Below are 22,073 nucleotides of genomic sequence, written 5' to 3'. Positions count from 1 at the left end.
AGCGCCGATCCGGTCAGGCCTTGGCCATGCTGCGTTCCGCCGCCATCAGGCCGGCGTTGACGGTGATGGCGAAGGCGGCGATCAGGATCGTCACGGCCATCATGGTGGCGGTGTCGTTGATATCGATGCTGTTCATGATCAGGAATCCCAGCCCGCGGCTGGACGCGAACATCTCGCCGATCATCACGCCCAGGAACGTGATGGAAAAGCTGACGCGGATGCCGGTGACCAGCTCCGGCACGATCGCCGGAATGATGACGGTGCCGATGGTCTGCGCGCGCGACAGCTGCAGAACGCGCGCGGTCTTCGGCAGGGTCCTGTTCATGCTGCGGATCGCGTTCATCGCGATCAGCATCATCGGGATCATGCCGTACATCGCACCGAACACGACCTTGGCGGTCAGGCCGATGCCGAAGAACAGCAGGACCAGCGGATAGAGCGCCACCTTGGGCAGCGCATAGAGCGTGACCAGCAGGGGCGAGACCACCTCGCTCGCGATCGGGCTCATGCCTATCAGGATGCCGAGCAGGGTACCGGCGGCACACGAGAAGAACAGGGCGAGGCCGATCGCCCGCGCGGTTTCGCCGACATGGCCCCAGAACCCGTCGGTCCCGGCCATCGCCCAGAGATGCTCTGCGGTCTGCAGCGGCGGGGCCAACGCCTCCGTACCGGCGAAATCATGCACGCCCTGCCAGGCGATCAGCAGCACGGCCGCGATGCCGAGCGCCGCCAACGCCTTCGACAGTTTCGAGACGTCCTTGTGCTCGCTGGACGACCGGACCGGACCGGAGCGATGCTGGATGGCGCCTTCCGCGCGATGGATCAGCATCGTCAGCGCCGAGATGACGATCAGCAGGAACAGCAGCAGGGCATACATCTTCCTGTCTTCGAAATTATTATAGGCATAGGAGATGTCATAGCCGAAGCCGGCGTCGGCCAGGATGAACTCGGAGCCCAGCACGCCGGTTATGGCGTAACCGAACGCGAGCTTGCCGCCGGTGAAGATGTGCGGTGCCGCCGCCGGCAGCGAGATGAACATTGCCTCGCGCAGCCCGGACAGCTGGTGGATCCTGCCGGTCCGACGCAGCACCTTCGGGATCCGGTCGAGCCCGCTCAAGGTTCCGATGATCACGGCCATGACGCCGTAGAGGAAGCCCAGCAGGATGATCGGCGACTGGTTCATGCCCATCAGCACGACGAACAGCGGATAGAGCGCGAAGAACGGCAGCGCGTAGTAGGACGAGAGCAGCGGCTCGATCGCGTCGCGGAACCGGGGCAGGCCGTGCAGCACGACGCCGAGCGTGCAGCCCACGACCATCGCCAGCGCGAAGGCGATCACGGTCGCCTTCGCGCTGAACCAGACGTCGTGCCAGAACCCGGCCGTGTGCATCAGCGACCACAATTCGCCGACCATCGCCGTGGGCGGCGTCAGCAGGCCCTGTTTGACCCAGCCCAGCCGTGCGACCAGTTCGAGCGCGAGCACGACCGCCAGCACGATGATGATGCGGATGAGCGTCGCCAGCCTCATGCCTGCAGGGCCGACTGCGCCGCCATCGCCTTCATCGATTCCCCGCGCAGCAGCTGCCAGATCCGGGCAGTGACCTGGCCGAACTCGGCATGGGTCGCGATCCGGCTGTCGCGGTCGCGCGGCCAGCCGGTTTCGATGATCTCGATGAAACGGCCGGGACGGGACGACATCACGCCGACCCGGTCGGCCAGCATGGCGGCCTCGTCGATCGAATGGGTGATCAGCATGACGGTGGCGCCGGTCTCGCGCCACAGGCGCAGCAGCTCGTCGCCCATGAGCAGCCGCGTCTGCTGATCGAGCGCCCCGAACGGCTCGTCGAGCAGGATCAGCCGCGGCTCCATCACCAGGGTGCGGGCGATGCAGACCCGCTGGCGCATGCCGCCAGAGAGCTGGCTGGGATAGGCGTCGGCGAAGGCCGCGAGGCCCATGAAATTGAGCGCCCGCTCGGCCCGCTTGGCGATTTCCGGTTTCGCCATGCCCCGGCGGCGCAGGCCGAAGCCGATGTTGCTGGCGACGGTCAGCCAGGGAAAGGTCGCGTCCTCCTGGAACACGACGCCGACCCCGTCGGGCACGCTGCCGTCGACCGGCTTGCCCTCGAACAGGATGGCGCCGCCGGTCGGCTTGTTGAGGCCGGCCAGCACGTCGAGCAGGGTGGACTTGCCGCATCCGGAGGGGCCTACGACCGCGAAGAACTCGTTGTGCCGCAAGGTCAGGTCGATCGGACCCAGCGCATGGATCATGCCGGCATAGACCCGCGTTACCTGGGAGATCGAGACGCTGATCGCGTCCGGCGTCTCGATCCGGCCGGGTACCGCCGGACTGCGCTTCATCAAGGTCATCGGCGCAGGTTTTCCGCGAGGAACGTCTGGTTGATCATCTTCGACCAGTCGGGATCGCCCTCCCATTCGCCCTGCTCCTTCATCGCCTGGACCCAGAAGTCGAGTCCGACGATGTCGATCTCGCCGCGGCTCCAGTACTTGATCTTCTGCAGATTCGCGACCGCCTCCTTGGCCACGTCGACCGGCAGGTTCTGCGCGCCGTAGCGCTTGGACATCAGGGCCGCCGCCTCGTCGCCGTTGCTGTAGGTGAAGTCGACCGACTTGCCCCAGGCGCCAATCAGCGCCTTCAGCACCTCCGGCTGCTCGCGGATCATCTTGCCGGTGGCGACGCCGACCATCTGGCTCATCGGCGGCAGTTCCGACAGGGTGAAGGCGACCTGGTAGCGGCCCTTCCGGGCGCTCCACAGCGGCTCCAGGATCAGCGTCGCGTCGACGCCGCCGGATTCCAGTGCCGACAGGCCGGAGCCCACGGCACCGGTCGAGATGAGCTGAACCTGTCCGTCCATGCCGTGTTTCTTCAGCATCCAGCGGATCATGGTCTCGCTGATCGATTTCGGCTTGGTGAAGCCGATCTTCTTGCCCTTGAGGTCCTGGATCGACTTGATGCCACTGTTGGGCATCGAGACCCAGAACAGGTCTTCCATAGTGCGGATCGCGCCATGGACGATGCGGACGTCGATGCCCTCGCGCATGCCTGTGAGCGCGGCCGACGTGCCGACGATGCCATAGTCGACGTTGCCGCCGACCATGTTGCGGATCGCCGTGCCGCCGCCGGTCGTGCTGACCGCGTCGGTGACCTCGACCAGGGGCGTGGAATAATAGCCCTTCTCGAGCCCGACGCCGACGACCGCGGTGTTGATCAGCGCGCCGTAGTAGGCGACCAGGATTTCCATCTTCTGCGCAGCGGCGAGGCCTTTGCCGGGCAGCAGCATCGCCGCCCCCGCGCCAAGGCCGAGCGCCAAGGCTTGCCGTCGGCCGAGCTGCATTCTGTCGAGCATCCGATCCTCCCGGGTGGCTTGGAATTTCTGTCGTGAGACAAAATTCCTGGCGTTTTTCTTATGGGGCTATGGTACTGGATCCATCACGAATATGAAGAGAAATATCATAATGTCAATTTCTCTCCTCGTGAACCCGTTGTCCGAACGAGCTGGAAATGGGCGGAAAACCCAGCGTTTCTGCGGCGGGTCGCCGGGCGCGGCGGATCGCTCAGCTCGTGCCGACCTTGACGCCGGCGATCGCCTCCATGGGCAGGATGACCGACGCGATGTCCCCGCTGTGGCCGAGGCCGGCGGCTTCGACGAAGCATTGCAGCGCCACGTTGGGCAGCAGCAGGCGGACGCCCAGCTTGCGGCCGGTATCGACCGCGCATTCCAGGTCCTTCACCACCGTCGCCATCATCACCGCCGGCTCGAAGTTGCGCTTGAGGAAATGGTGCGGCACCACCCGCTCCAGCGAACGGCTGCTGGCGGAACTGGCGCTCAGCACTTCATAGAGCCGATGGGCATCGATGCCGGCTTTGACGCCCAGCACCATGGCCTCGGCCAAGAGGGCATGGGTCGTGATGGTGATCATGTTGTTGCACAGCTTGGCGGCCACACCGGCGCCGATCGGCCCCATGTGGAACGTCTTCTTGCCCAGCAGATCGAACAGCGGCTGCGCGCGATCCACATCCGCCGAGGCGCCGCCGACGATGATGCTCAGCGTCTTCGCTGCGGCGCCGTCGGGTCCGCCGCTGATCGGCGCATCGAGAAAGCCCATGCCCCGGTCGGCCAGGGCCTGGCCGATCGCCTTCGAGGTTTCGGGATCGATGGTCGACAGGTCGACGCACAACAATTCCCGGTTCCCGGCCTGGATCGCCCCGTCCGCGCCCAGGAATGTCTCGCGCGATTGTTCGGGCGTGACCCGGCAGGAAAAGAAAACGTCGACCTGGTCCGCGATTTCGCGGGGCGTGGCGCAAACCGTGGCGCCGGCCGCCGCGAGGATCTCCAGCGGCTGCGACGACGAACTGGCGACGAACAACTGATGGCCGCCGGCAATCAGGTGACGTGCCATCGGCAAGCCCATGAGTCCCAGGCCGACAAATCCGACGCGCATGATTTCGCTCCCGAAGTTAAATGACGAGCAAATCATGTTCTCAAAAAATGGAAAGTCAATATTCGATTTATGATTACAAGATAATTCCAAAAATACTTGGGGAATGACATATGTCTACTGATGTGTTTTCGCCTTTATTCAGTCCCGTCACGATTTCCGGCTTGAATCTTCGGAATCGTATTGTGATGTCGCCGATGAGTCGGTACCGCTCGCCAGGCGGCGTCCCGGATGCGGCGGTCGTCGACTATTACCGGCGGCGTGCCGCGGCGGGCGTCGGCCTGATCGTCAGCGAGGCGACCTACATCGATCATCCGGGCGCGCCCGTTTATCAGAACGTCCCGCATTTTTTCGGCGAGGCCGCGCTGGCCGGCTGGCGCCGGGTGCTCGACGCCGTCCACGGGCTGGGCGCCGCGATGGTCCCGCAGATCTGGCACGTCGGGAACAACCGCAAGCGGGGTGCGCCGCCGGACCCGGCGCTGCCGGGGTTCGGGCCGTCGAAGATCGAGCAGGATGGGCAGACCCTGGTCGTCGAGATGACCCACGACGACATGCGCGACGTCGCCGATTCCTACGCCCGCAGCGCCTATAGCGCGCGCGAGCTGGGTTTCGACGGCGTCGCCATCCATGGCGGGCATGGCTATCTGCTGGACCAGTTTTTCTGGCCGGTGGACAACCGGCGTGACGATGGCTACGGCGGGACGATCGAGAATCGCTGCCGCCTCGCTGTCGAGGTCGTCGGCGCGATGCGCCGGGCGGTCGGGGACGGCTTTCCGATCCTGTTCCGATTTTCCCAGTGGAAGGCGACCGACTATGACGCGCGGATCGCCGAGACGCCCGAGGAACTGGGCCTGTTCCTGCGCCTCCTGACCCGGGCGGGCGTGGACATCTTCGACGTCAGCACCCGCCGCTTCTGGCAAAGCGCGTTCGACGGCGATCCGAAATCGCTCGCCGCCTGGACGCGGCACCTGTCCCATCGGCCGGTCATCGCGGTCGGCAGCATCGGCCTCGACCAGCCGCACCAGTCCAAGTTCTTCCGGACGGCCGACAATGTCGCGTCCAGCGTGACGGACTTGCGCATGGTCGAGGAAGGGCTGGCGCGCGGCGATTTCGATCTCGCCGCCGTCGGGCGGGCCATTCTCGCCGACCCGCAATGGGTCGAAAAGGCGCGGCGCGGCGCGTTCGACGAGATCCTGCCGTTCACCCGCGCCGCCATGGACGATTACCACTGAGCGTCTATTCGGCCGCCGGATGGAGCAAGGTTTCCTGGGTCAGGACGCAGCGGACGGACGCGACGATGTGCGAATGATCCAGCGTTTCCCGCAGGCGATCGAGGAAGCCGGACGGATCGCGGAGCGCGATCTCGTCGATGCAATCGGCCGGGAAGCCCTGGGGCGACGGGGTGGCACGCGCATGGTTCTGGACATAGCCGCCGCCGGGATCCAGCGACCCGACCCGTTCCACCAGGCGCGGACCGACCGCACCGCACCACAAGTCGCGGAACGCGGCGGCGGTCAGCGCCTCGGCGCGCCGGAGGGCGACGAACAGCTTCGGCCGGCCCGACGCTGCCATCTTGAAGATGATTTCGTCGGTCAGCAGGGCGAATTGGGCGACAGGGCGGGCAAAGGTCTCCCGCTCGTCCGCTTTCGTCATCGCTGCCGCGGGATCCGCGCCATGGGCCTGGCGGGTCGCCTCGCTGCGATACCAGACCAGGGCGACGCCGTCGCACTCGAGCGGCGCGAAACCGGCGGCGGACAGCGGGATCGGGTCGCATTGTGCATAGCGCTCGATGTTGCGCCACCGCGGCAGGCTCATGCCCAGCGCGCCATGCTGGCGCCATCGCGCTTTGAAGCCCACCGGATCGAACGAGGGGTGGCGCTCGGCGAAATAGACCAGCTTGGGATGCGGCGTCGGCGTTCCCATGGGCGGCAGGCCCGCTCGTTGAAGGAATTCTGATCACATAATCGATATTTATGATCTAAATCGCGATCAAAAGCAATTTGGCAGAGGGATCGCTCATGGCGGATGCACCGGCCGGCGGCCTGTTCGAACCGATCGCGCTCCGAGACGTGCGGGCGCGCAACCGCGTCACCGTCTCGCCCATGCAGCAGTTCATGGCGGTGGACGGCATGCCGGCGGATTGGCATCTCGTCCATCTGGGCCAGTTCGCCATGGGCAATGCGGGCATCGTGTTCACCGAAGCGATGGCGGTCGATCCGGTCGGGCGCATCTCCTATGGCGACATGGGCATCTGGTCCGCGGTGCAGGCCGACGCGCTTCGGCGGTTGACCGGCTTCATCCGGTCGATGGGGGCAGTACCGGGCATCCAGATCTCCCATGCCGGCCGGCGAGGCGCCATCAGCCGGCCGTGGGAGGGCAAGCGCCCGCTGACGGGCGCCGATGCCGCACGCGGCGAGCCGCCCTGGACGCTCTGGGCGCCGAGCGCCGTGCCCAGCCGGGCCGCGGCGCAGACGCCCGTCGCCATGGATCTTGCGATGATCGAACAGGTTCAGGCCGCCTACGTCCGTGCCGCCGCACTCGCCGACCATGCCGGGTTCGAGGCGCTGGAGCTGCATGGCGGCCACGGCTACATGATCCATTCCTTCTTGTCGCCGCTCGCCAACTTCCGCGACGACGGCTATGGCGGCAGCCGATCGAACCGGATGCGTTTCGCGCTCGAGGTCGCGGCCCGGGTACGCGCCGCCTGGCCGGCGGGCAAGCCGCTCTTTTTCCGCATCTCGGCGATCGACGGCGTTGCGGGCGGCTGGGAACTGGAAGATACGCTCGCCCTGGTGCCGGAGCTGGTGCGCTGCGGTATCGACGTGATCGACGTCTCGTCGGGCGGCCTGTCGGGCCTGTCGTCCAACGCCTCGGCCTTCGCCCGCGTGCCGGGATACCACGTTCCGCTGGCGGCGGAGATCCGGCGCCGGACCGGCGTCTTGACCCAGGTCGTCGGCCTGATCACCGAGCCGGAGCAGGCGGCGCGGATCGTCGCCGACGGATCGGCGGACCTGGTCGCGGTGGCGCGCGAAGTACTGCGCAACCCGTTCTGGGCGGCCCATGCCGCCGAACGGTTGGGCGATGCGAGCTTCTCCGCCTGGCCGGAGCCCTACGCCTGGTGGCTGCGCGCCCGCCGCGAGCATCTGGCGGGGCGGTCGGTGGGATGAGCCCGAGGCCGTTCAAACCTTGGGGACGGGGCGCCCTTCCAGGATATGCCGGACCTTGTGGGCGAGCGCTGCATAGGTGAAGGGCTTGCCGATCAGGTCGACCCCGCGGTCGAGCCGGCCCTGGTGAGCAACCAGATCGGGTGCGTAGCCGGTGGTCAGCAGGACCGGCAGTTCCGGGCGGCGCCGGCGCGCTTCCTCGGCCAATTGCCAGCCGGTCATGTCGCCCGGCAGGCCGATATCGGTGAACAACAGGCGCACGCGCGGTTCGCCCTCGAGCAGGCGCAGCGCCGCCCGCCCGTCTTCGGCCTCGATCACCCGGTAGCCCAGGCCTCGCAGCATCTCGAGGCCGATTTCGCGCACGTTCTCGTCGTCTTCGACCAGCAGGATCAGTTCCTGGTCGGAGCCCTGGGGCATTTCCTGCGGTGCGTGAGCTGCGACCGGGCGCAGATCGGGATCGGGAATCCGGGGCAGATAGATTTCGATCGTCGTCCCGCTGCCGACCGCGCTCACGATCCTGATGTGGCCGCCCGATTGTTTGACGAACCCATAGACTTGCGACAGCCCCAGCCCGGTGCCGCGCCCGAACTCCTTGGTGGTGAAGAACGGTTCGAACGCCTTCTTGATGACGTCTCCGGACATGCCGCTGCCGGTATCGCCCACGGCGACGAGGACGTAGGGGCCGCTCGGGCTCGCGGCCGGATCGTCCTCGTCAAGCTCGTCCAGCTGCACATTTCGCGTCCGGATGGTCAGCCGGCCGCCGCGTTCCATCGCGTCGCGGGCATTGACTGCGAGATTCAGCAGGGCGTTTTCCAGCTGGTTCGCATCGGCGGAGACCCACCACAGCCCGCCCGACAGGGCGGTCTCGATCACGATCCCTTCGCCCAGGGTCCGGCGCAGCAGGTCCGACATCCCGGCGACCAGCTTGTTCATTTCGACCGGGCGGGAATCGAGCGGCTGGCGCCGGGCGAAGGCGAGCAGCTGCGCCGTCAGCACCGCGGCCCGCTCGCCGGCGCGCACCGCCGCATCCAGTTTCTGGCCGAACGCCGGATCACCGGCCGGCGCCAGCCGTTTCAGGATGTCGAGATTGCCCAGGATGATCTGCAGCAGATTGTTGAAATCATGGGCGATGCCGCCGGTCAGCTGGCCGACCGCCTCCATCTTCTGGGCCTGGCGCAGCGTCTCCTCGATGCGCTCGCGCTCCGCGATCTGGTGTTCCAACTGGGCGTTCACCGCCGCCAATTCGGCGGCGTGCTGCCCCAGCTCGACGTTCGCGCGGGTCAGCGCGGCCTGCCCCACGCCCAGGACGCCGACCACCAGGGCTGCCATGATCGCCAGCAGCGCGATCGCGCCATAGCGCTGGACCTGCTGCTGGAACGGTTCCGACAGGGTCCGCACGAAAACGGTGCCCAGCAGGACGCCGTTCTGGATGATCGGGGCCGTGACGGCGAGGCGTCCGTCTTCGGTCGGGATGGATCCCAGCTGCAGCCGGTCGGGCAGCGGCATCGCACCGTCGCGCAGATAGCTGGCGAACAGGGTGCCGTCGGCACCATAGACCGCCGCCGCGCGCAAGGCCGGGTCCGCTTCGAGCGCACCGACATATTCGCGGGCGGCCTCCTTGTCGTCGAACGCCACGGCGGCGGTCACGGTCGACGCCAGGATGCCTGCCTGCACCGTCAGCTGTCCGATGCGCTCGTAGCGGTAGGAATGGTCGGTATAGAGCACGATCGTCAGGCCGGCGAGCAACAGGATCGCGGCGGCCGACAGGGCGAATGTCGGCAGGGACCGACTGAAGAATGCGGCTGGCGAACGGCGCATCATCGGCGTGTCCTTCATGGCTCCCTCGGCCTTACGGCAACGGCAAGGCTCAGCAATTTCGAACTGATCGTCAGTCCGCGCCGTGCCGCCTGGGCATCATCGATCTCGAACCGCACGTGATTGTCGCGCACGACGAAATTGATGACGCCCTTGTGCCCCTCCTCCGCCTGGTTGGTCACGACGAGCGTCGACGCGCCGGGGACCGCGGCTTCGGGCGGCGGCGTGTTCGCTTTCCCGTCGGCGTCGATGAACAGGATCTGGCATCCTGCTGTGGGCGCACCCGGTGCGAGACGACGCAGGGCCGTCGGGCTGGCATCCGCGGCGGGCTTGCTCTCGGCAATCTCGATCAGGCCCGCGATCTGGTCGTGATCGAATACGCAGAGCGTTCGCGGGCCGGCAGGCTCGCCGGCGGGCCAGTCGACGAAGGCCGCGAACTTGGTCAGATAGGCAGCCTCGATCGCGGCCACGCCCGGACCGTCGTCGGCGCGGGCATCCGACAGGCCCAGGCACAGCAGGGCCGCAGCGATGAAACCCCATCGCTTGAAACGGCCGCTTGCCGGTCGCGGGCCGGTCATCGCTCAGGCGCCCGCGGGTCGTCGGTCGCGGCGGGCCGGTCTGGCCCTATCCCTCTCGATCGCCGGCACGGTCAAAATCTCCACCGGGTCGCCACGAAGAAGCTGCGCGGTATCTGGTCGCTCTGTCCCGATTCGAGGAATTCCACGTGGTGGGCATGCAGCAGGTTGAACCCGGAGAGGGTGACCTCCAGGGACTTGGAGAGGGTCCAGCCCAGACTGGTGTTCATCTCGGCATATTCCGGCACCGTGGTGTTCTGCAATTTGCCGACATAGCGCAGGTCGGCTTCCCAGGTGACGTCGTCTGCGAGGTTCATCGACGAACGCAGGGTCGCCTGATGGTTCGGATCCTCCGCGGCGAAGGCCAGGCCGCCGATCCCGCTGCTGCCCGGCTTGAAGCGCAGGTGCTCGTGCTGCAGATCGACGCTGGCGCTCAGGCGCCACCAGTCGGCGACCCGGAAACTGCCCCAGATTTCGGTGCCGTAGACCAGGCCCATCATCTTGTTGCCCCAGCGCAGCGGCAGGAACCCGCCGGGCGCCGTCTCGATGGTCCTCAGATCGTCATAGACGTTGTAGAAGCTCGACACCGAGAACGACAGCCTCGGCGAAGCCTGGATGCGCGTTCCCACCTCGTAGGCGGTCAGCACCTCGGGCACGAAGCTCTGCGAGCCGGTCAGGAACGGCGCTCCCCCGAGGCTTTCGACCAGGTCGCGATCGACCGGCGTCGGCGCACGGATCGCCCGCGACACCGCCGACCAGAGCAACGCATCGTCGGTCACCTTCCACGAGATGCGCGCGCTCGGCAGCGGCTCGGTGTCGGCGAACGGATCGTTCTCCAGCTTGAGGCCGAGCGTCAGCTTGACCCTGTCGCTGAGACCGATCGTATCCTGGCCGAAGATGTCCGACAGGTTGAGCGTCTGCCCGGCCGGCACGAAGGCGAGCGCCGTATTCTCGAAGTGATAGCTGATGACCCGGTCGCCGGCGCCCCAGACGATGCTGTTCCGGGCACCGAGCGTGAAGCTGTGCTGGAATTCGACGTCGTAGGTAGCGATCGAGAAGCCGCCATTGCCGTCGTCCAGGTAACGCTTGGCCTCGTCGAAATAGGCCTGCAGCTGGAGCGACCCGTTGCCCAGCTGATGCTGCCAACTGGCCAGCATGTCGCGGCCGCCGATCGAGCCGTTGGGCGCCTCGGATGCCTGGTAGATGTCGCCCTGCAGCGACAGCGCGTCGCCCGCCGGGGTCCAGTCGATCCGGAAGCCACCCTGTGGTTTGGACCAGCTGTCGCTTGCGTCGGGCCCGCCGGGAACCTGGTACGGGCTGTAATAGGCGCCCTCGGCATGGACGCGATAGGTCAGGTTGTCGCCGATCTTGCCGCCATATTGCAGGCTGGCGCTGCGTTCGAGATTGCCGGCACCGATGGTCAGGACCCCGCCCTGGGTATCCGACGCTTTGCGCGTGATGATGTTGATGACGCCGTTGACGGCGTTGGCGCCCCATAGCGTGGCGCCGGGACCGCTGATCACCTCGATCCGCTCGATATTCTCCGGCAGCACCTGCTGCATGTCCCAATAGACGCCGCCGAACAGCGGGGTATAGACGCTGCGGCCGTCGACCAGCACCAGCAGTTTGTCGGACAGGCTGGCGTTGTTGCCGACGTTGAAGCCCCGCGCCGAAATCGCGTAGCTGGTCGGGCTCAGCTGGGCGACTTCCAGGTTGGGCGCCAGCCGCAGAAGCTCCGGAATACGGGTCAGACCGGACCGGACGATGTCTTCGTGGCTGATGACATAGACCGCCGCCGGCGCGTCGCTCAGCGGTCCGGACGTCTTGGAAACCGAGGAGATCTGGACGTTCGCGAGCTCCTCGATCGAAAGCTGCCGCAACTCGTCGATGGTTTGGGCCGCGGCGGGCGAGACGATGCCGGCCATAATTCCGGCGAGCGCAAGACCGGCCATGCCGGAAGATCCCGGCGATCTCCTTTCCGCTCCGCCTAGGCGCGACCGTTTCCGGCTTCTTGTCACCGACGTTCCCCCAATCGGCCCTGTGCGCTGTGAACGGCCGCTCCCGTGTATGGTTGCGATGGCCGGACCGCGGACGAGATCCACCTTTGCGCCTCACCGTTTCGCCGAAGTCGGCGTTGTCCGCCCGACGTTAATTTAGCGCCGACGCGAGTTCCAGCACTCGTTCCGCACGAGAGTGGCGGCGTGCCTGCGCGCCGAACTTTCTGTAGCCGAAGCCGATCAAATCTTCATGAACCGGTGAGGGTCTGGTGGTGAGATCGGGTCATGATGACTGACGATACCGCGGTGCCGAACTTCCCCTTCCGTCGATCCGCATCGCGGCGTCTCGAGGTACCGAACCCATGGCACCGATAGAACGGACCGATCCGGCCATCCTGGTGGTCGAAGATGACTTCCTGATCCGCATGGCGGTCGGAGACGCGCTGCGCGACCGCGGCTTTGCCGTCGTCGAAGCGTCCGATGCGCAGGAAGCGGTCGAGATCCTGGAACAGGGGCCGGGCGTCTCGGTCGTCTTCACCGACGTCCGCATGCCGGGCGCGATGGACGGCTTCGCCCTGGCCGGCTGGATCGCGGAGCGTTATCCGGCGATCTGCACCATTCTGACCTCGGGCGAGATCGGCAGCGCACAGGCACCGGCCGATTTCGACTGGGCCGGCCGTTTCATCCGCAAGCCCTATCGGCTGCACGAGGTTGCTGAAAGGCTCCAGGCACTCGTCGCCGGCTGATCACCCGGCCGCGCGTGTTTTCGGTGCGACGTCAGGCGGCTTCCGGCCGCGCCGGACGCGTTTCCGGCAGTGCCACCCAGACCAGGATGGCGCCGGCGGCGCTGACGGCCGCGAAGCTCAAAAACGTCGCGACGTCGCCGAAATGATCCGCGGTCCAGCCGGCGAGGCTGGTGCTGATCGTGGCACCGATGCCGATCGCGAACCCCACCATCCCGAGGCACAGGTTGAAATGGCCGGTGCGCCCGGCGATGTCGCTCGTGACCAGCGGCACCATCACGCCGAAGCAGGCGCCCGCGATGCCGTCGAACGCCTGGATCGCGACGATCAAGGCCGGCTCCGTCACCCAGGCGAACAGAAAGGCGCGCACGGCGAGCGACAGGAAGGCCAGCAGCACGACGGTGCGCCGGCCCAGCCGGTCGGCGATGCGCCCGACCGTTGGCGATAGGAGTGCCACGATGACCTGCGGCAGCACGATGCAGGCCGCGATCAGCAGGTTGGCCTCGCCCGTCGCCCGTTTGGTCAATGCGCTGCTGACGAGCGGCAGCAGGGCGGCATTGCCGAGCGTGAACAGGGCGGCGCAGAAGCCGAAAACAACCAGGCGCCGGTCGAGCAGCAACCGGCGGATCATCGCGAAACGGCCGCCATGTGTCACCGATGCTCCCGGTTCCGTGCGCTTTGCCGGGGGAGCCGCAGCCTCGTACCGGAACAGCGGCACCAGGGAACCCAACGCCGGGATGGTCAGCGCCGCCGTCAGGAAGAAGACAGACCGCTCCGACAGGTAGTAGCCGCAGGCGCCCATCAGCGCCGCACCGATGCCGTTGCCGATCGAGGCGAAGCGGGCATTGCGGCCGAGCCGCGCGCCCAGCGAGGAGGAGCCGGCGAGCACCAGGCTGAGCGCCGCGATAGCCGGGCCCAGCGTACAGCTGGAAAAACCGTGCAGGATCTCCGCAAGATAGATCGACAAGGTGGTCGGCCAGATCGCGAACAGCAATGCGCTGCCGGTGAAGGCGAGCAGGCTGAACAGTGCCACGGCGCTCTTCCGGGCGATGGCATCGACCAGGGCACCGGCCGGCACCTGGCTTGCCATCGCGGTGACCGTGCCGATGCTGAGGGCGAAGCCGATCGCCGTCTGGGTCCAGCCCTGGCTGGTCAGGAAGACGGCGATGAACGGCCCGAAACCGGTCTGGATGTTGGCGACGCACAGGTTGAGCGCGTCGAGCCCCCATCCGGCCGACCGATGAACCGGACCGGCAGGGTCCGATGGCGTACCGTGCCGGTCGACCGCCGCTGCGGGCCTATCGAGCAACATCGGGACCGGACGGCGGCGGTCCGACCATCACCGGCGGCTGCGCCGTGTCCTTGTATTCAGGAGCCGCTTGAACGTCGGCCTTGCCCAGGCTGAGCGCGATCGGCGCGTCCGCGTCGTCCGGCACGAAGCGGACCAGCCGCCAGTCGATCGCGATCTTTCGGCTGCCGACGCCCAGGAACCCGCCGAAATCGATCACCACGGTCTGCAACCGGCCATCGCGGTCGAGCAGCAGGTCGACGACCCGGCCCATGTCTTCGCCGGCCGGGCCATGCACCTTTTTGCCGAGAACGGAAATGGCCGCCGTCTTGGGGATCGGCTCCAGGTTCTTCGGCGGCTGGGGCACCTCTTTCGCCGGTGCGGGCGGGGGTGGTGGCGGGCTCGGCGCGGGGGGCGGCGAGGCGGGCTGGTCCATGGGCGGCGGCGTCGCCTGATTGCCCGCCGGCGCTTGACCAGATGGCACGGACGCCGCGTCGGGCGCCGGACCGCTCGACGGCGATGGCGATGGATCGTCGCCGGCGTGGGCGAGCGGCGGCGACAGGACGAGGCCGGCCAAGACCAGCAACGCGCGGCCGGTCCGAAGGCGGCTCATTCCCGCTTCTCCATGCCGGACAGCTGCCGTCCGTACATCCGGCTATAGGGGCCATTCCGGCGCAGCAGGTCGCGCGGCGACCCGTCCTCGATGATCCGCCCGCGCTCCAGCACGAGGATGCGGTCGAACGAATTGAGCGTCGACAGCCGGTGGGCGATGGCGATGACCGTGCGGTTCTTGACCAGCCGCATCAGCGCTTCCTGGATCGACTGCTCGGATTCGGTATCGAGCGCCGAGGTCGCCTCGTCGAGCAGGATGATCGGGGCATCGCGCAGAAACGCGCGTGCGATCGCCAGGCGCTGGCGCTGGCCGCCGGACAGCTTCAGGCCACGCTCGCCCACGATCGTGTCGAACCCGTCCGGCAGGCGCCGGATGAATTCGGTGCAATGGGCCGCCTCGGCAGCGTGATAGACCTCGTCGTCGGTCGCCTCGGGCTTGCCGTAGCGCAGGTTCTCCAGCGCCGAGCGATGGAACAGCGAAATGTCCTGCTGCACCACCGCCACGGAATGGCGCAGGCTTTCCTGGGTGACGTGGGCGATGTCCTGCTCGTCGATCAGCACGCGTCCCATGACCGGGTCGTAGAGCCGCTGCAGCAGCGCGATGATGGTCGATTTCCCAGCGCCGGACTTGCCGACCAGCCCGACCTTCTGACCCGCCGGAACCTGGAGATCGAAGCCCAGCAGCACCGGGGCGCCGCTCGGATAGTTGAAGGCGACGCCTTCGAACGTGACGCCGCCGCCAAGGTTGATCAGCGGCCTTGCGTCCGGTCTGTCCTGCATCTCGTGCGGCAGGCCCAGGACCTGGATCGCCTCGCCCAGCTTGGCGAAATGCTGGACCATCTCCACGAGGGCCATCGCCAGGTCGCGCGAGGCATGCAGCATGGTGAAGCCCAGCGTGGTGGTCAGCACCACGTCGCCGGTCGTGATCAGGTGCTGGCGCCACAGCTCGATCGCCCAGACCAGGATGCCGCCGGTGACGATGAAGACCGAAAAGGCATGGAACAGCCGCAGCCGTTCGAGCGAGCGCAGGCTGTCGCGCTGCGCCGACATCTCGCCCTCGATCTTGCGGGACAGGCGGTCCTGCTCGCGCCGGGCGGCGCCGAACGCGCGTACCAGGCTCATGTTGCTGACCACGTCGGTGATGTCGCCGCTGACCGCGGCGGCCCGCCCGGCAAAGCGCGCGTGCAGGTCGTGGCCGCTCGACGCCAGCTTGGCGATGATCGCGGCCAGGATCGCCACGATCGCGAACAGCACCGCCGTGATCTCCCAGTTGATGATGCCCAGCAGCGCGATGCTGCTCAGCACCGCGGTGGCCGGCGGAATCGTAGTCCAGGTCAGCGAGTTCTCGATGATGTAGGCCGTGTTGGCGGCGGTCGAGATGCGGCCGCCGAGCGCGCCCGGAAACTGGTCGGCGAAATAACGGGTGCCATGGCCCGACAGATGGTCGAACAGGTCGAGGCGCAGGTCGCCGCCGACCGCTACGAAGGCATAGGTCGCGACCCAGCCGGCCAGCCGCCACAGCAGGTTGTCGCCGGCAACGAGCGCCAGCAGCACGCCGACGGCACCCCACAGGCGTGTGTCGCCGACATTGGGATCGCCCAGCGCGTCGACCAGGTTCTTGACGCCATATTGGGCGCCGATGGCGCAGCCGACGGCGGCGAAGACCGCGAACAGCACGACCAGATGGGTGCCGAGGCGGCGCGAAACGTAGTGCAGCAGGAAACGACCGGGGCCGCGCGAGGCGTAGCGGGGCAGGGACATGCTCGTCATTCACCTTTCAGGGACGGAGGATAAGGATCTTTCGTCTCTCGAAGGTGCTGGCAGGCTTGGCGGCCGATCAGTTGATGATCGCGATCTCCACGTCGCCGGTGCGCTTCAGCACATGCAGGGCTACGTCGCTGCCGTGGCGCCGCAGCTGCAGGTCGACCGAGGCGTCGCCCAGCCGCAGGTCGGTGATCCGGCAATCGTCCATCCAGTCCGGCAGCGCCGGGCGGGTGAACCGGATCTGCCGCGCCGCCGGGTCGAACGAGATCCCGAGCACGGCGCCCAGCAGCCCGAACACCGAGGCGGAGGACCAGGCCTGGGGAATGCAGGCGACGGGATATCCGGTCGGCGACGATCCCGGGCGGCGCTCGAAGCCGCAGAACAGTTCCGGCAGGCGCCGGTCGGCCATGAACATCGAGGCGTCGAACAGCGCGCTCATCACCTTCAGCAGCGGCTCGCGCAGGCCGTAGCGTGCGAACCCCAGGCCGATCAGCGCGTTGTCGTGCGGCCAGACCGACCCGTTGTGATAGGACATCGGGTTGTAGCGCGCCTCGGTGCTCTCGACGGTGCGGATGCCCCAGAGCGAAAAGGATGCGGGCGAGACCAGCCGGTCCGCGACGCGTGCGGCCCGTTCCGGCGAGGCGAGCCCGCCCATCAGCACATGGCCGGCGTTGGAGGCGGCGACCCGGCACGGCTGCTTGCGACCATCGAGCGCCAGGGCATAGGTGCCGAGGGCTTCCAGCCAGAACGCCTGTTCGAAATTCTCGCGCAGCCGCTCGGCAGCCTCCGTCAGGGCTGTGGCACGATCCGCCTGGCCCATCCGGGTCGCGAGTTCGGCAGCGCCCAGGTAGGCGGCATAGGCATAGGCCTGGACTTCGGCGAGCGCGATGGGTGCGTCGGCCAGCCGGCCGTCGGCATGGAAGATCGAATCGCTGCTGTCCTTCCAGCCCTGGTTGATCAGGCCGTTCACGGACTTCCGGTCATATTCCAGGAACCCGTCGCCGTCGAGGTCGCCATATTTGGCCATCCACTCGAGCGCCGCCTCGATCTGCGGCCAGATCGAACGGATCAGCGCCATATCGCCGGTGCGTCGATAGTAGGCCGAGGCCAGGACGACGAACAGCGGCGTCGAATCAACCCCGCCGTAATAGCGCGCGAACGGCACCTCGCCCAGGATCGCCATCTCGCCGTGGCGGGTCTCATGCAGGATCTTGCCGGGCTCCGCATCGGCCCGCGGATCGAGCTCGGTCGCCTGGTTCGCCGCCAGGAAGCGCAGGGTGCCCGCCGCCAGCGTCGGGTCCATCCACAGGCATTGCAGCGCCGTGATGATGCCGTCGCGGCCGAACGCGGTCGAAAACCAGGGGATGCCGGCATAGGGATAGAGGCCCTGCGGCGTGTCGGTCACCAGCATCTCGAGATCGGCGCGCGAGCGGCTGGCCCAGTCATTGAAGCTCTCGTTGCTGGTGAAGAGCTGGGTGGTGTCGGCCTGGCGGCTCGCCCTGCGCCCGGCGGCGGCAACCAGGCAGGCGCCGCGGTCCGGGCGCGCCACGGGATTGTTGCCGCGGACGCATTGGATCGCGATTTCGATGGTGCGTGTGCCGCCGGGCGACAGGGTGACGGTCCAGCCGGCGCGGCGCGGGTTCGCCATTTCCGGCGGGGGGTCGAAAGTCAGGCAGGTCCGCCGCAGGATGTCGTCGCGGCCCTGGTACCCCAGCACGACGCCGTCCGTCGTCCGTTCGTCCGGCAACATCTCGCCGCGCCTGGCGCGTGGTGTGCCGCGTACCTCGAAGATATCGACGAAATCGGCCGCGAAATTCACGTCCAGCCGGAAGCGGACTTCCTCATGGCCGAAATTGCGAATGGCCAGGCTCTGGAACAGCGCATCGTTGCCGAGCAGGGTCGTGCTGAGGATATGGACCGTGTCCCTCGGCAACTTGCGCCCATCCTCGGAAACCAGGTCCGGGTTGGTGAGGTCGGCCGACAGCGCGCCATTGCCCTCGGTCACGAAGGAGGAGAGCAGCAGCGGACGGACGCCGTCGATGGTCAGCAGCAACTGGGCCAGATAGCGCGTGTCCTCGAAGAACAGGCCCTGGGCGGCCGGCCCCATCGCCTGGGCATTGCCGAAATCGTCGAGGACCGCAAAGGCCTCGCCCTGCTTCAGCACCCGCGGCCGCTGCGTCGCGACGGCCGCGGTGGCGGGGATGTAGAAGGGCGAAACGGCTTCGGGGCTGTCCGACGGCATCGCGCTGGTTTCGGTCATCCCGCCCTCCCGCTTCTCAAGCAAGTTTCAGTTGCATCGGCTGGCGCATGGCGATCAGCCGCTCGTAGAGGCGAACGTAGTCCTCTGCCATCCGGCGTCCGGTGAACCGTGTGTCAAAGGCGTGGCGCACCTTCGCGCGATCCAGTTCGGGCAGGCGGCGGACCGCGGCGATGGCCTCGTCTTCGTTCTCGACGATGAAACCGCTGACCCCCTCCTCGATCACCTCGGGCACGGAGCCTTGGCGCATGGCGACGACCGGTGTGCCGCAGGCCATGGCCTCGATCATCGCCAGTCCGAACGGCTCGCGCCAGGCGATCGGGAACAGCAGGCCGGCGGCATTGCCCAGGAACTCGCTCTTCTGGAATTCGTCGATCTCGCCGATGAATTCCACGTGCGGCAGGGCCAGCAGCGGCTCGACATGCTCTTCGAAATAGGCCTGGTCGACCTTGTCGATCTTGGCCGCGATCTTGATGTTCATGCCGGCGGCCCCGGCGATGCGGATCGCGGCGTCTGGCGCCTTTTCCGGCGAGATGCGGCCGATGAACGCCAGGTAGCCTCCCGATCCTGTACCGGCCTTCAGCAGGCGGCGCGGCAGGCCGTGGTAGATCGTGTCGACATAATTCGCGATCGGCAGCGGCTCGCGCTGGGAATCGGAGATCGAGACGACCGGCACTTCGGAGAAGGTTTCGTACACCTGCCGCAGTTCCGGCAGATCGAGCCGGCCGTGCAGCGTGGTGACGAACGGCACGTCGATCCGCTGCAACAGCGGATAGCCCAGATAGTCGATGTGCAGGTGGATCATGTCGAACTCGTGGGCCCGGCGCGCCAGGGTCTCCAGCAGGATGATGTGCGGCGCCAGATAATCGCGCATCGTCGGGTCCAGCCGCAGGGCATGGGGCCATACGGCCGCAAGCTTCGCCTTGGTCTGGCTGTCGCCGCTGGCGAACAGGGTCACGTCATGCCCAAGCTCGACCAGCTCGTCGGTCAGATAGGCGACGATCCGCTCGGTGCCGCCATAGAGCTTCGGGGGCACAGCTTCCATCAGCGATGAAACTTGGGCGATTTTCATGGGGAACCTTGCCGGATTTGAGGGGAACGAGCGGGATCACCCCCTGTGTCGGCGAGGCGGACCCTACCTGCGAAGACACCTTCGTCGACCGATCGGTTCCGTGACCTTTATTGCACTGCGTCGTGGTGCCGCGATTCGGCGTCGCGGGCCGGAGCCTGTTTTCGAGCCGGTTGGTCCCCGTCGCGAACTGGAATTCCCATGCCGCTATCACCATGATATGAAGAGCCGTCGGCACCGGCGCCGAGCGTTTTTCACCAGCCTTCCGGGTCTTCATGCAGCGTAAGAGTTTCGGCGACATGCCCTGTCCGATCGCCCGCAGCCTCGAGCATGTGGGCGAATGGTGGAGCATCCTCATCCTGCGTGACGCCTTCCATGGCTTCACGCGGTTCGACCAGTTCCAGAAAAGCCTGGAGATCGCGCCGAACATGCTGACCCGCCGGCTGAACGCGCTCGTGGAATCCGGCCTGCTCGAACGCCGCCGCTACAGCGAGCGGCCGCCGCGCGACGAATATGTGCTGACGGAGAAGGGACGGGATTTCCGGCCGGTGCTCTGGTCGATGCTTGCCTATGGCAACAAGCATTTCGCACCGGAGGGAGCGACCGTCCTGCTCGTCGACAACGAAACCGGTGCGCCGGCCGACCCGATGCTGGTCGATCGCGTAACCGGCCGACCGTTGTCGGAGGCGACCCATCACGCCGCCGCCGGCCCGGCAGCCGACGACGAGGTGCGCCGCCGCTATGCATCCCGCCGCCAGGGTGTGCCTGCCGCGTGACGGCGGCTACCAGCCGCCGCCCAGCGCCCGGAACGAACTGACCGCCGCCCGCGCCGTGTCGGCCCGGGTGCGGGCCAGGTCGTCCTGGGCCAGCAGCAGCTGACGATCGGCGTCGAGCACGTCGGTCAGGCCGATGGCGCCGCCCTGATAGGCTTCCTGCGAACTGTCCCGGGCGCGCGCCAGGGCGTCGATCTCATGGGCCAGTTCCTGGTTCTGCGCTTCGAACTGCACCAGGGCCGTGAAGGAATTCTCCACATCCTCGGCGGCATGCAGCACCGACCGGCGATAGCGGGCCAGCGCTTCGGCAGTGGCGCCGCGCGCCTGGGCGACCTCCGCGTCGACCTTGCCGAAATCGAACAGGCGCCAGCGCAGGCCGGCGGTCGCCTGGGGCTGGAAGGCGCCGCCGGTGACGAGATGGCCGGCGCTCAGGCTCTCGAAACCCAGCAGGCCGGATAGGGAGACCTTCGGGTAATAGTCCGAGATCGCCTCGCCGATCCGGGCGTTGCTGGCGGCGAGCCGCCGTTCCGCCGCGCGCACGTCGGGCCGCCGGCGCAGCAGGTCGGACGCTTCCCTGGTCGAGGACACGCCCGGCACCGTGGGGATCGGCGCCTCGGCCGACAGGTCCAGGTCGCCGGTGCCCGGCTGCATGCCCATCAGCACGTCGAGCCGGTTGCGCTGTGCCTCGACCGCCGTGCGCAGCGGCGGGATCGTCGCACGGGCCTGCGACAACAGGGCGTCGGCCTGGGCGGCTTCCCGCTCGGTCGCAGCGCCGCGCGTCTGGCGCAGGCGCACCAGATCCAGCAGATGGGCGTCGGTTGCGACCTGGTCCTGCGCCAGCCTCAGGCGGGCCTGATCGCCGCGGATCTGGAAATAGGCGTCGGCTGCTTCGGCCGCGACCGAGATGCGCGTACCCAGATGGTCGGCCTCAGCCGCCGCCGCTTCGGCGCCGGCCGCCTCGATGCCGCGCTGCAGGCCGCCGAACAGGTCGATCTCCCAGCTGGCGCCGATGCCGGCGTCATAAAGGCTCTGGTCGCGCCCGTAGCCCGGCAGATGGCGGCCGATCGCGCCGATCGGACTTTCCAGCGACTGATGCTCGGGACTGATGCCGGCCTCCAGCGTGCCGGACGGCAGCAGCTGTGCGCCGGCCGCCTGAGCCGCAGCCCGGGCCTGATCGACCCGGGCGAGCGAGGCGGCCAGGTCCAGGTTCTGATCCAGCGTGCGCTGGACGATGCGGGTCAAGACCGGATCGTCGAAGCCGGTCCACCAGCTGTCGAGCGGCGGCGTGGTTGCCGGTCGTGCCGCGACCGCGCTTTCGTTGTGGAACGGCTGCAGCGTCGCGGCCGGCGCCTGGTAGTCGGGTCCGGCGACCGCGCAGGATTCCAGCAGAAGTCCAAGCGCTAAGAAACCCGTCCCGCGACCGAGACCTCGCGTCGCCCTGTTGCCTGCCCCGTCCATCCAGCCGCTCCCGTTCATCGCGTTTCATCATGATACTTGCATGACGATAGTTACTGCTATATATGACTTTCATGATGATATCAACAAGGGCGGGGCTTCC

The 22,073-nt window shown here is 67.3% G+C and carries 18 protein-coding genes; 4 read left to right on the top strand and 14 right to left on the bottom strand.

The window, feature by feature from the left end; genetic code table 11:
* Nucleotides 1-13: 13 nt before the first annotated feature.
* From VGV37_RS04495 to VGV37_RS04480, 4 genes are all read right to left on the bottom strand, one after another.
* Nucleotides 14-1,528, bottom strand: coding sequence for an ABC transporter permease (locus VGV37_RS04495; protein ID WP_326878426.1), 1,515 nt, complete (start codon nucleotides 1,526-1,528; stop codon nucleotides 14-16).
* The gene (locus VGV37_RS04490) at nucleotides 1,525-2,358 is read right to left on the bottom strand and encodes an ABC transporter ATP-binding protein (RefSeq protein WP_326878425.1); all 834 of its coding nucleotides are present in this window, start codon (nucleotides 2,356-2,358) and stop codon (nucleotides 1,525-1,527) included. The genes VGV37_RS04495 and VGV37_RS04490 overlap by 4 nt, the downstream gene beginning before the upstream one ends.
* 5 nt (nucleotides 2,359-2,363) lie before the next feature.
* A complete protein-coding gene (locus VGV37_RS04485; protein ID WP_326878424.1) occupies nucleotides 2,364-3,365 on the bottom strand; it encodes an ABC transporter substrate-binding protein in 1,002 nt (333 codons plus the stop codon).
* Between the two features lie 208 nt (nucleotides 3,366-3,573).
* Nucleotides 3,574-4,461: an NAD(P)-dependent oxidoreductase gene (locus VGV37_RS04480; protein ID WP_326878423.1), complete on the bottom strand. Its 888-nt coding sequence runs from the start codon at nucleotides 4,459-4,461 to the stop codon at nucleotides 3,574-3,576.
* Nucleotides 4,462-4,571: 110 nt separating this feature from the next.
* Here VGV37_RS04480 and VGV37_RS04475 point away from each other — a divergent pair, with 110 nt between their 5' ends.
* On the top strand, nucleotides 4,572-5,690 hold the full coding sequence (locus VGV37_RS04475; protein WP_326878422.1) for an NADH:flavin oxidoreductase: 1,119 nt from the start codon (nucleotides 4,572-4,574) through the stop codon (nucleotides 5,688-5,690).
* A 4-nt stretch (nucleotides 5,691-5,694) separates the two neighbouring features.
* Here VGV37_RS04475 and VGV37_RS04470 read toward each other — a convergent pair whose 3' ends face one another.
* Entirely contained in the window at nucleotides 5,695-6,381 is a 687-nt protein-coding gene (locus VGV37_RS04470) for an EthD domain-containing protein (protein ID WP_326878421.1), read from the bottom strand.
* Between the two features lie 95 nt (nucleotides 6,382-6,476).
* Between VGV37_RS04470 and VGV37_RS04465 the strand changes: the two genes are divergently transcribed.
* The gene (locus VGV37_RS04465) at nucleotides 6,477-7,625 is read left to right on the top strand and encodes an NADH:flavin oxidoreductase/NADH oxidase (RefSeq protein WP_326878420.1); all 1,149 of its coding nucleotides are present in this window, start codon (nucleotides 6,477-6,479) and stop codon (nucleotides 7,623-7,625) included.
* Between the two features lie 12 nt (nucleotides 7,626-7,637).
* On the opposite strand, the gene VGV37_RS04460 is transcribed toward VGV37_RS04465, so the two are convergent.
* From VGV37_RS04460 to VGV37_RS04450, 3 genes are all read right to left on the bottom strand, one after another.
* On the bottom strand, nucleotides 7,638-9,458 hold the full coding sequence (locus tag VGV37_RS04460; protein WP_326878419.1) for an ATP-binding protein: 1,821 nt from the start codon (nucleotides 9,456-9,458) through the stop codon (nucleotides 7,638-7,640).
* On the bottom strand, nucleotides 9,455-10,015 hold the full coding sequence (locus VGV37_RS04455; protein ID WP_326878418.1) for a YfiR family protein: 561 nt from the start codon (nucleotides 10,013-10,015) through the stop codon (nucleotides 9,455-9,457). Before VGV37_RS04455 ends, VGV37_RS04460 begins: the two co-directional genes overlap by 4 nt.
* A 71-nt stretch (nucleotides 10,016-10,086) precedes the next feature.
* The gene (locus VGV37_RS04450; protein WP_326878417.1) at nucleotides 10,087-11,964 is read right to left on the bottom strand and encodes a TonB-dependent receptor plug domain-containing protein; all 1,878 of its coding nucleotides are present in this window, start codon (nucleotides 11,962-11,964) and stop codon (nucleotides 10,087-10,089) included.
* A 407-nt stretch (nucleotides 11,965-12,371) separates the two neighbouring features.
* Here VGV37_RS04450 and VGV37_RS04445 point away from each other — a divergent pair, with 407 nt between their 5' ends.
* Nucleotides 12,372-12,755, top strand: a complete 384-nt coding sequence (locus tag VGV37_RS04445; protein ID WP_326878416.1) for a response regulator — start codon at nucleotides 12,372-12,374, stop codon at nucleotides 12,753-12,755.
* A 31-nt stretch (nucleotides 12,756-12,786) separates the two neighbouring features.
* On the opposite strand, the gene VGV37_RS04440 is transcribed toward VGV37_RS04445, so the two are convergent.
* From VGV37_RS04440 to VGV37_RS04420, 5 genes are all read right to left on the bottom strand, one after another.
* Nucleotides 12,787-14,064, bottom strand: coding sequence for an MFS transporter (locus VGV37_RS04440; RefSeq protein ID WP_326878415.1), 1,278 nt, complete (start codon nucleotides 14,062-14,064; stop codon nucleotides 12,787-12,789).
* Nucleotides 14,051-14,653, bottom strand: coding sequence for a PRC-barrel domain-containing protein (locus tag VGV37_RS04435; protein ID WP_326878414.1), 603 nt, complete (start codon nucleotides 14,651-14,653; stop codon nucleotides 14,051-14,053). The genes VGV37_RS04440 and VGV37_RS04435 overlap by 14 nt, the downstream gene beginning before the upstream one ends.
* The gene (locus tag VGV37_RS04430) at nucleotides 14,650-16,422 is read right to left on the bottom strand and encodes an ABC transporter ATP-binding protein (RefSeq protein ID WP_326878413.1); all 1,773 of its coding nucleotides are present in this window, start codon (nucleotides 16,420-16,422) and stop codon (nucleotides 14,650-14,652) included. Before VGV37_RS04430 ends, VGV37_RS04435 begins: the two co-directional genes overlap by 4 nt.
* A 67-nt stretch (nucleotides 16,423-16,489) precedes the next feature.
* On the bottom strand, nucleotides 16,490-18,676 hold the full coding sequence (locus tag VGV37_RS04425) for an amylo-alpha-1,6-glucosidase (protein ID WP_326878412.1): 2,187 nt from the start codon (nucleotides 18,674-18,676) through the stop codon (nucleotides 16,490-16,492).
* 16 nt (nucleotides 18,677-18,692) lie between these two features.
* Nucleotides 18,693-19,718 carry a glycosyltransferase family 4 protein gene (locus VGV37_RS04420; protein ID WP_414637920.1) on the bottom strand — a complete coding sequence of 342 codons (1,026 nt, stop codon included), beginning with the start codon at nucleotides 19,716-19,718 and terminating at the stop codon, nucleotides 18,693-18,695.
* Nucleotides 19,719-20,041: 323 nt separating this feature from the next.
* Here VGV37_RS04420 and VGV37_RS04415 point away from each other — a divergent pair, with 323 nt between their 5' ends.
* Nucleotides 20,042-20,518: a helix-turn-helix domain-containing protein gene (locus VGV37_RS04415; RefSeq protein ID WP_326878410.1), complete on the top strand. Its 477-nt coding sequence runs from the start codon at nucleotides 20,042-20,044 to the stop codon at nucleotides 20,516-20,518.
* Between the two features lie 6 nt (nucleotides 20,519-20,524).
* Here the strand turns inward: VGV37_RS04415 and VGV37_RS04410 are convergent, their stop codons facing one another.
* The gene (locus VGV37_RS04410; RefSeq protein WP_326878409.1) at nucleotides 20,525-21,973 is read right to left on the bottom strand and encodes a TolC family protein; all 1,449 of its coding nucleotides are present in this window, start codon (nucleotides 21,971-21,973) and stop codon (nucleotides 20,525-20,527) included.
* Nucleotides 21,974-22,073 lie beyond the last annotated feature (100 nt).

This window comes from Aliidongia sp. (assembly GCF_035943795.1).
Lineage (GTDB): Bacteria > Pseudomonadota > Alphaproteobacteria > ATCC43930 > CGMCC-115725 > Aliidongia.
The sequence above is the reverse complement of the archived record's forward strand: the minus strand, read 5'-3'. Positions and strand labels throughout refer to the sequence as shown.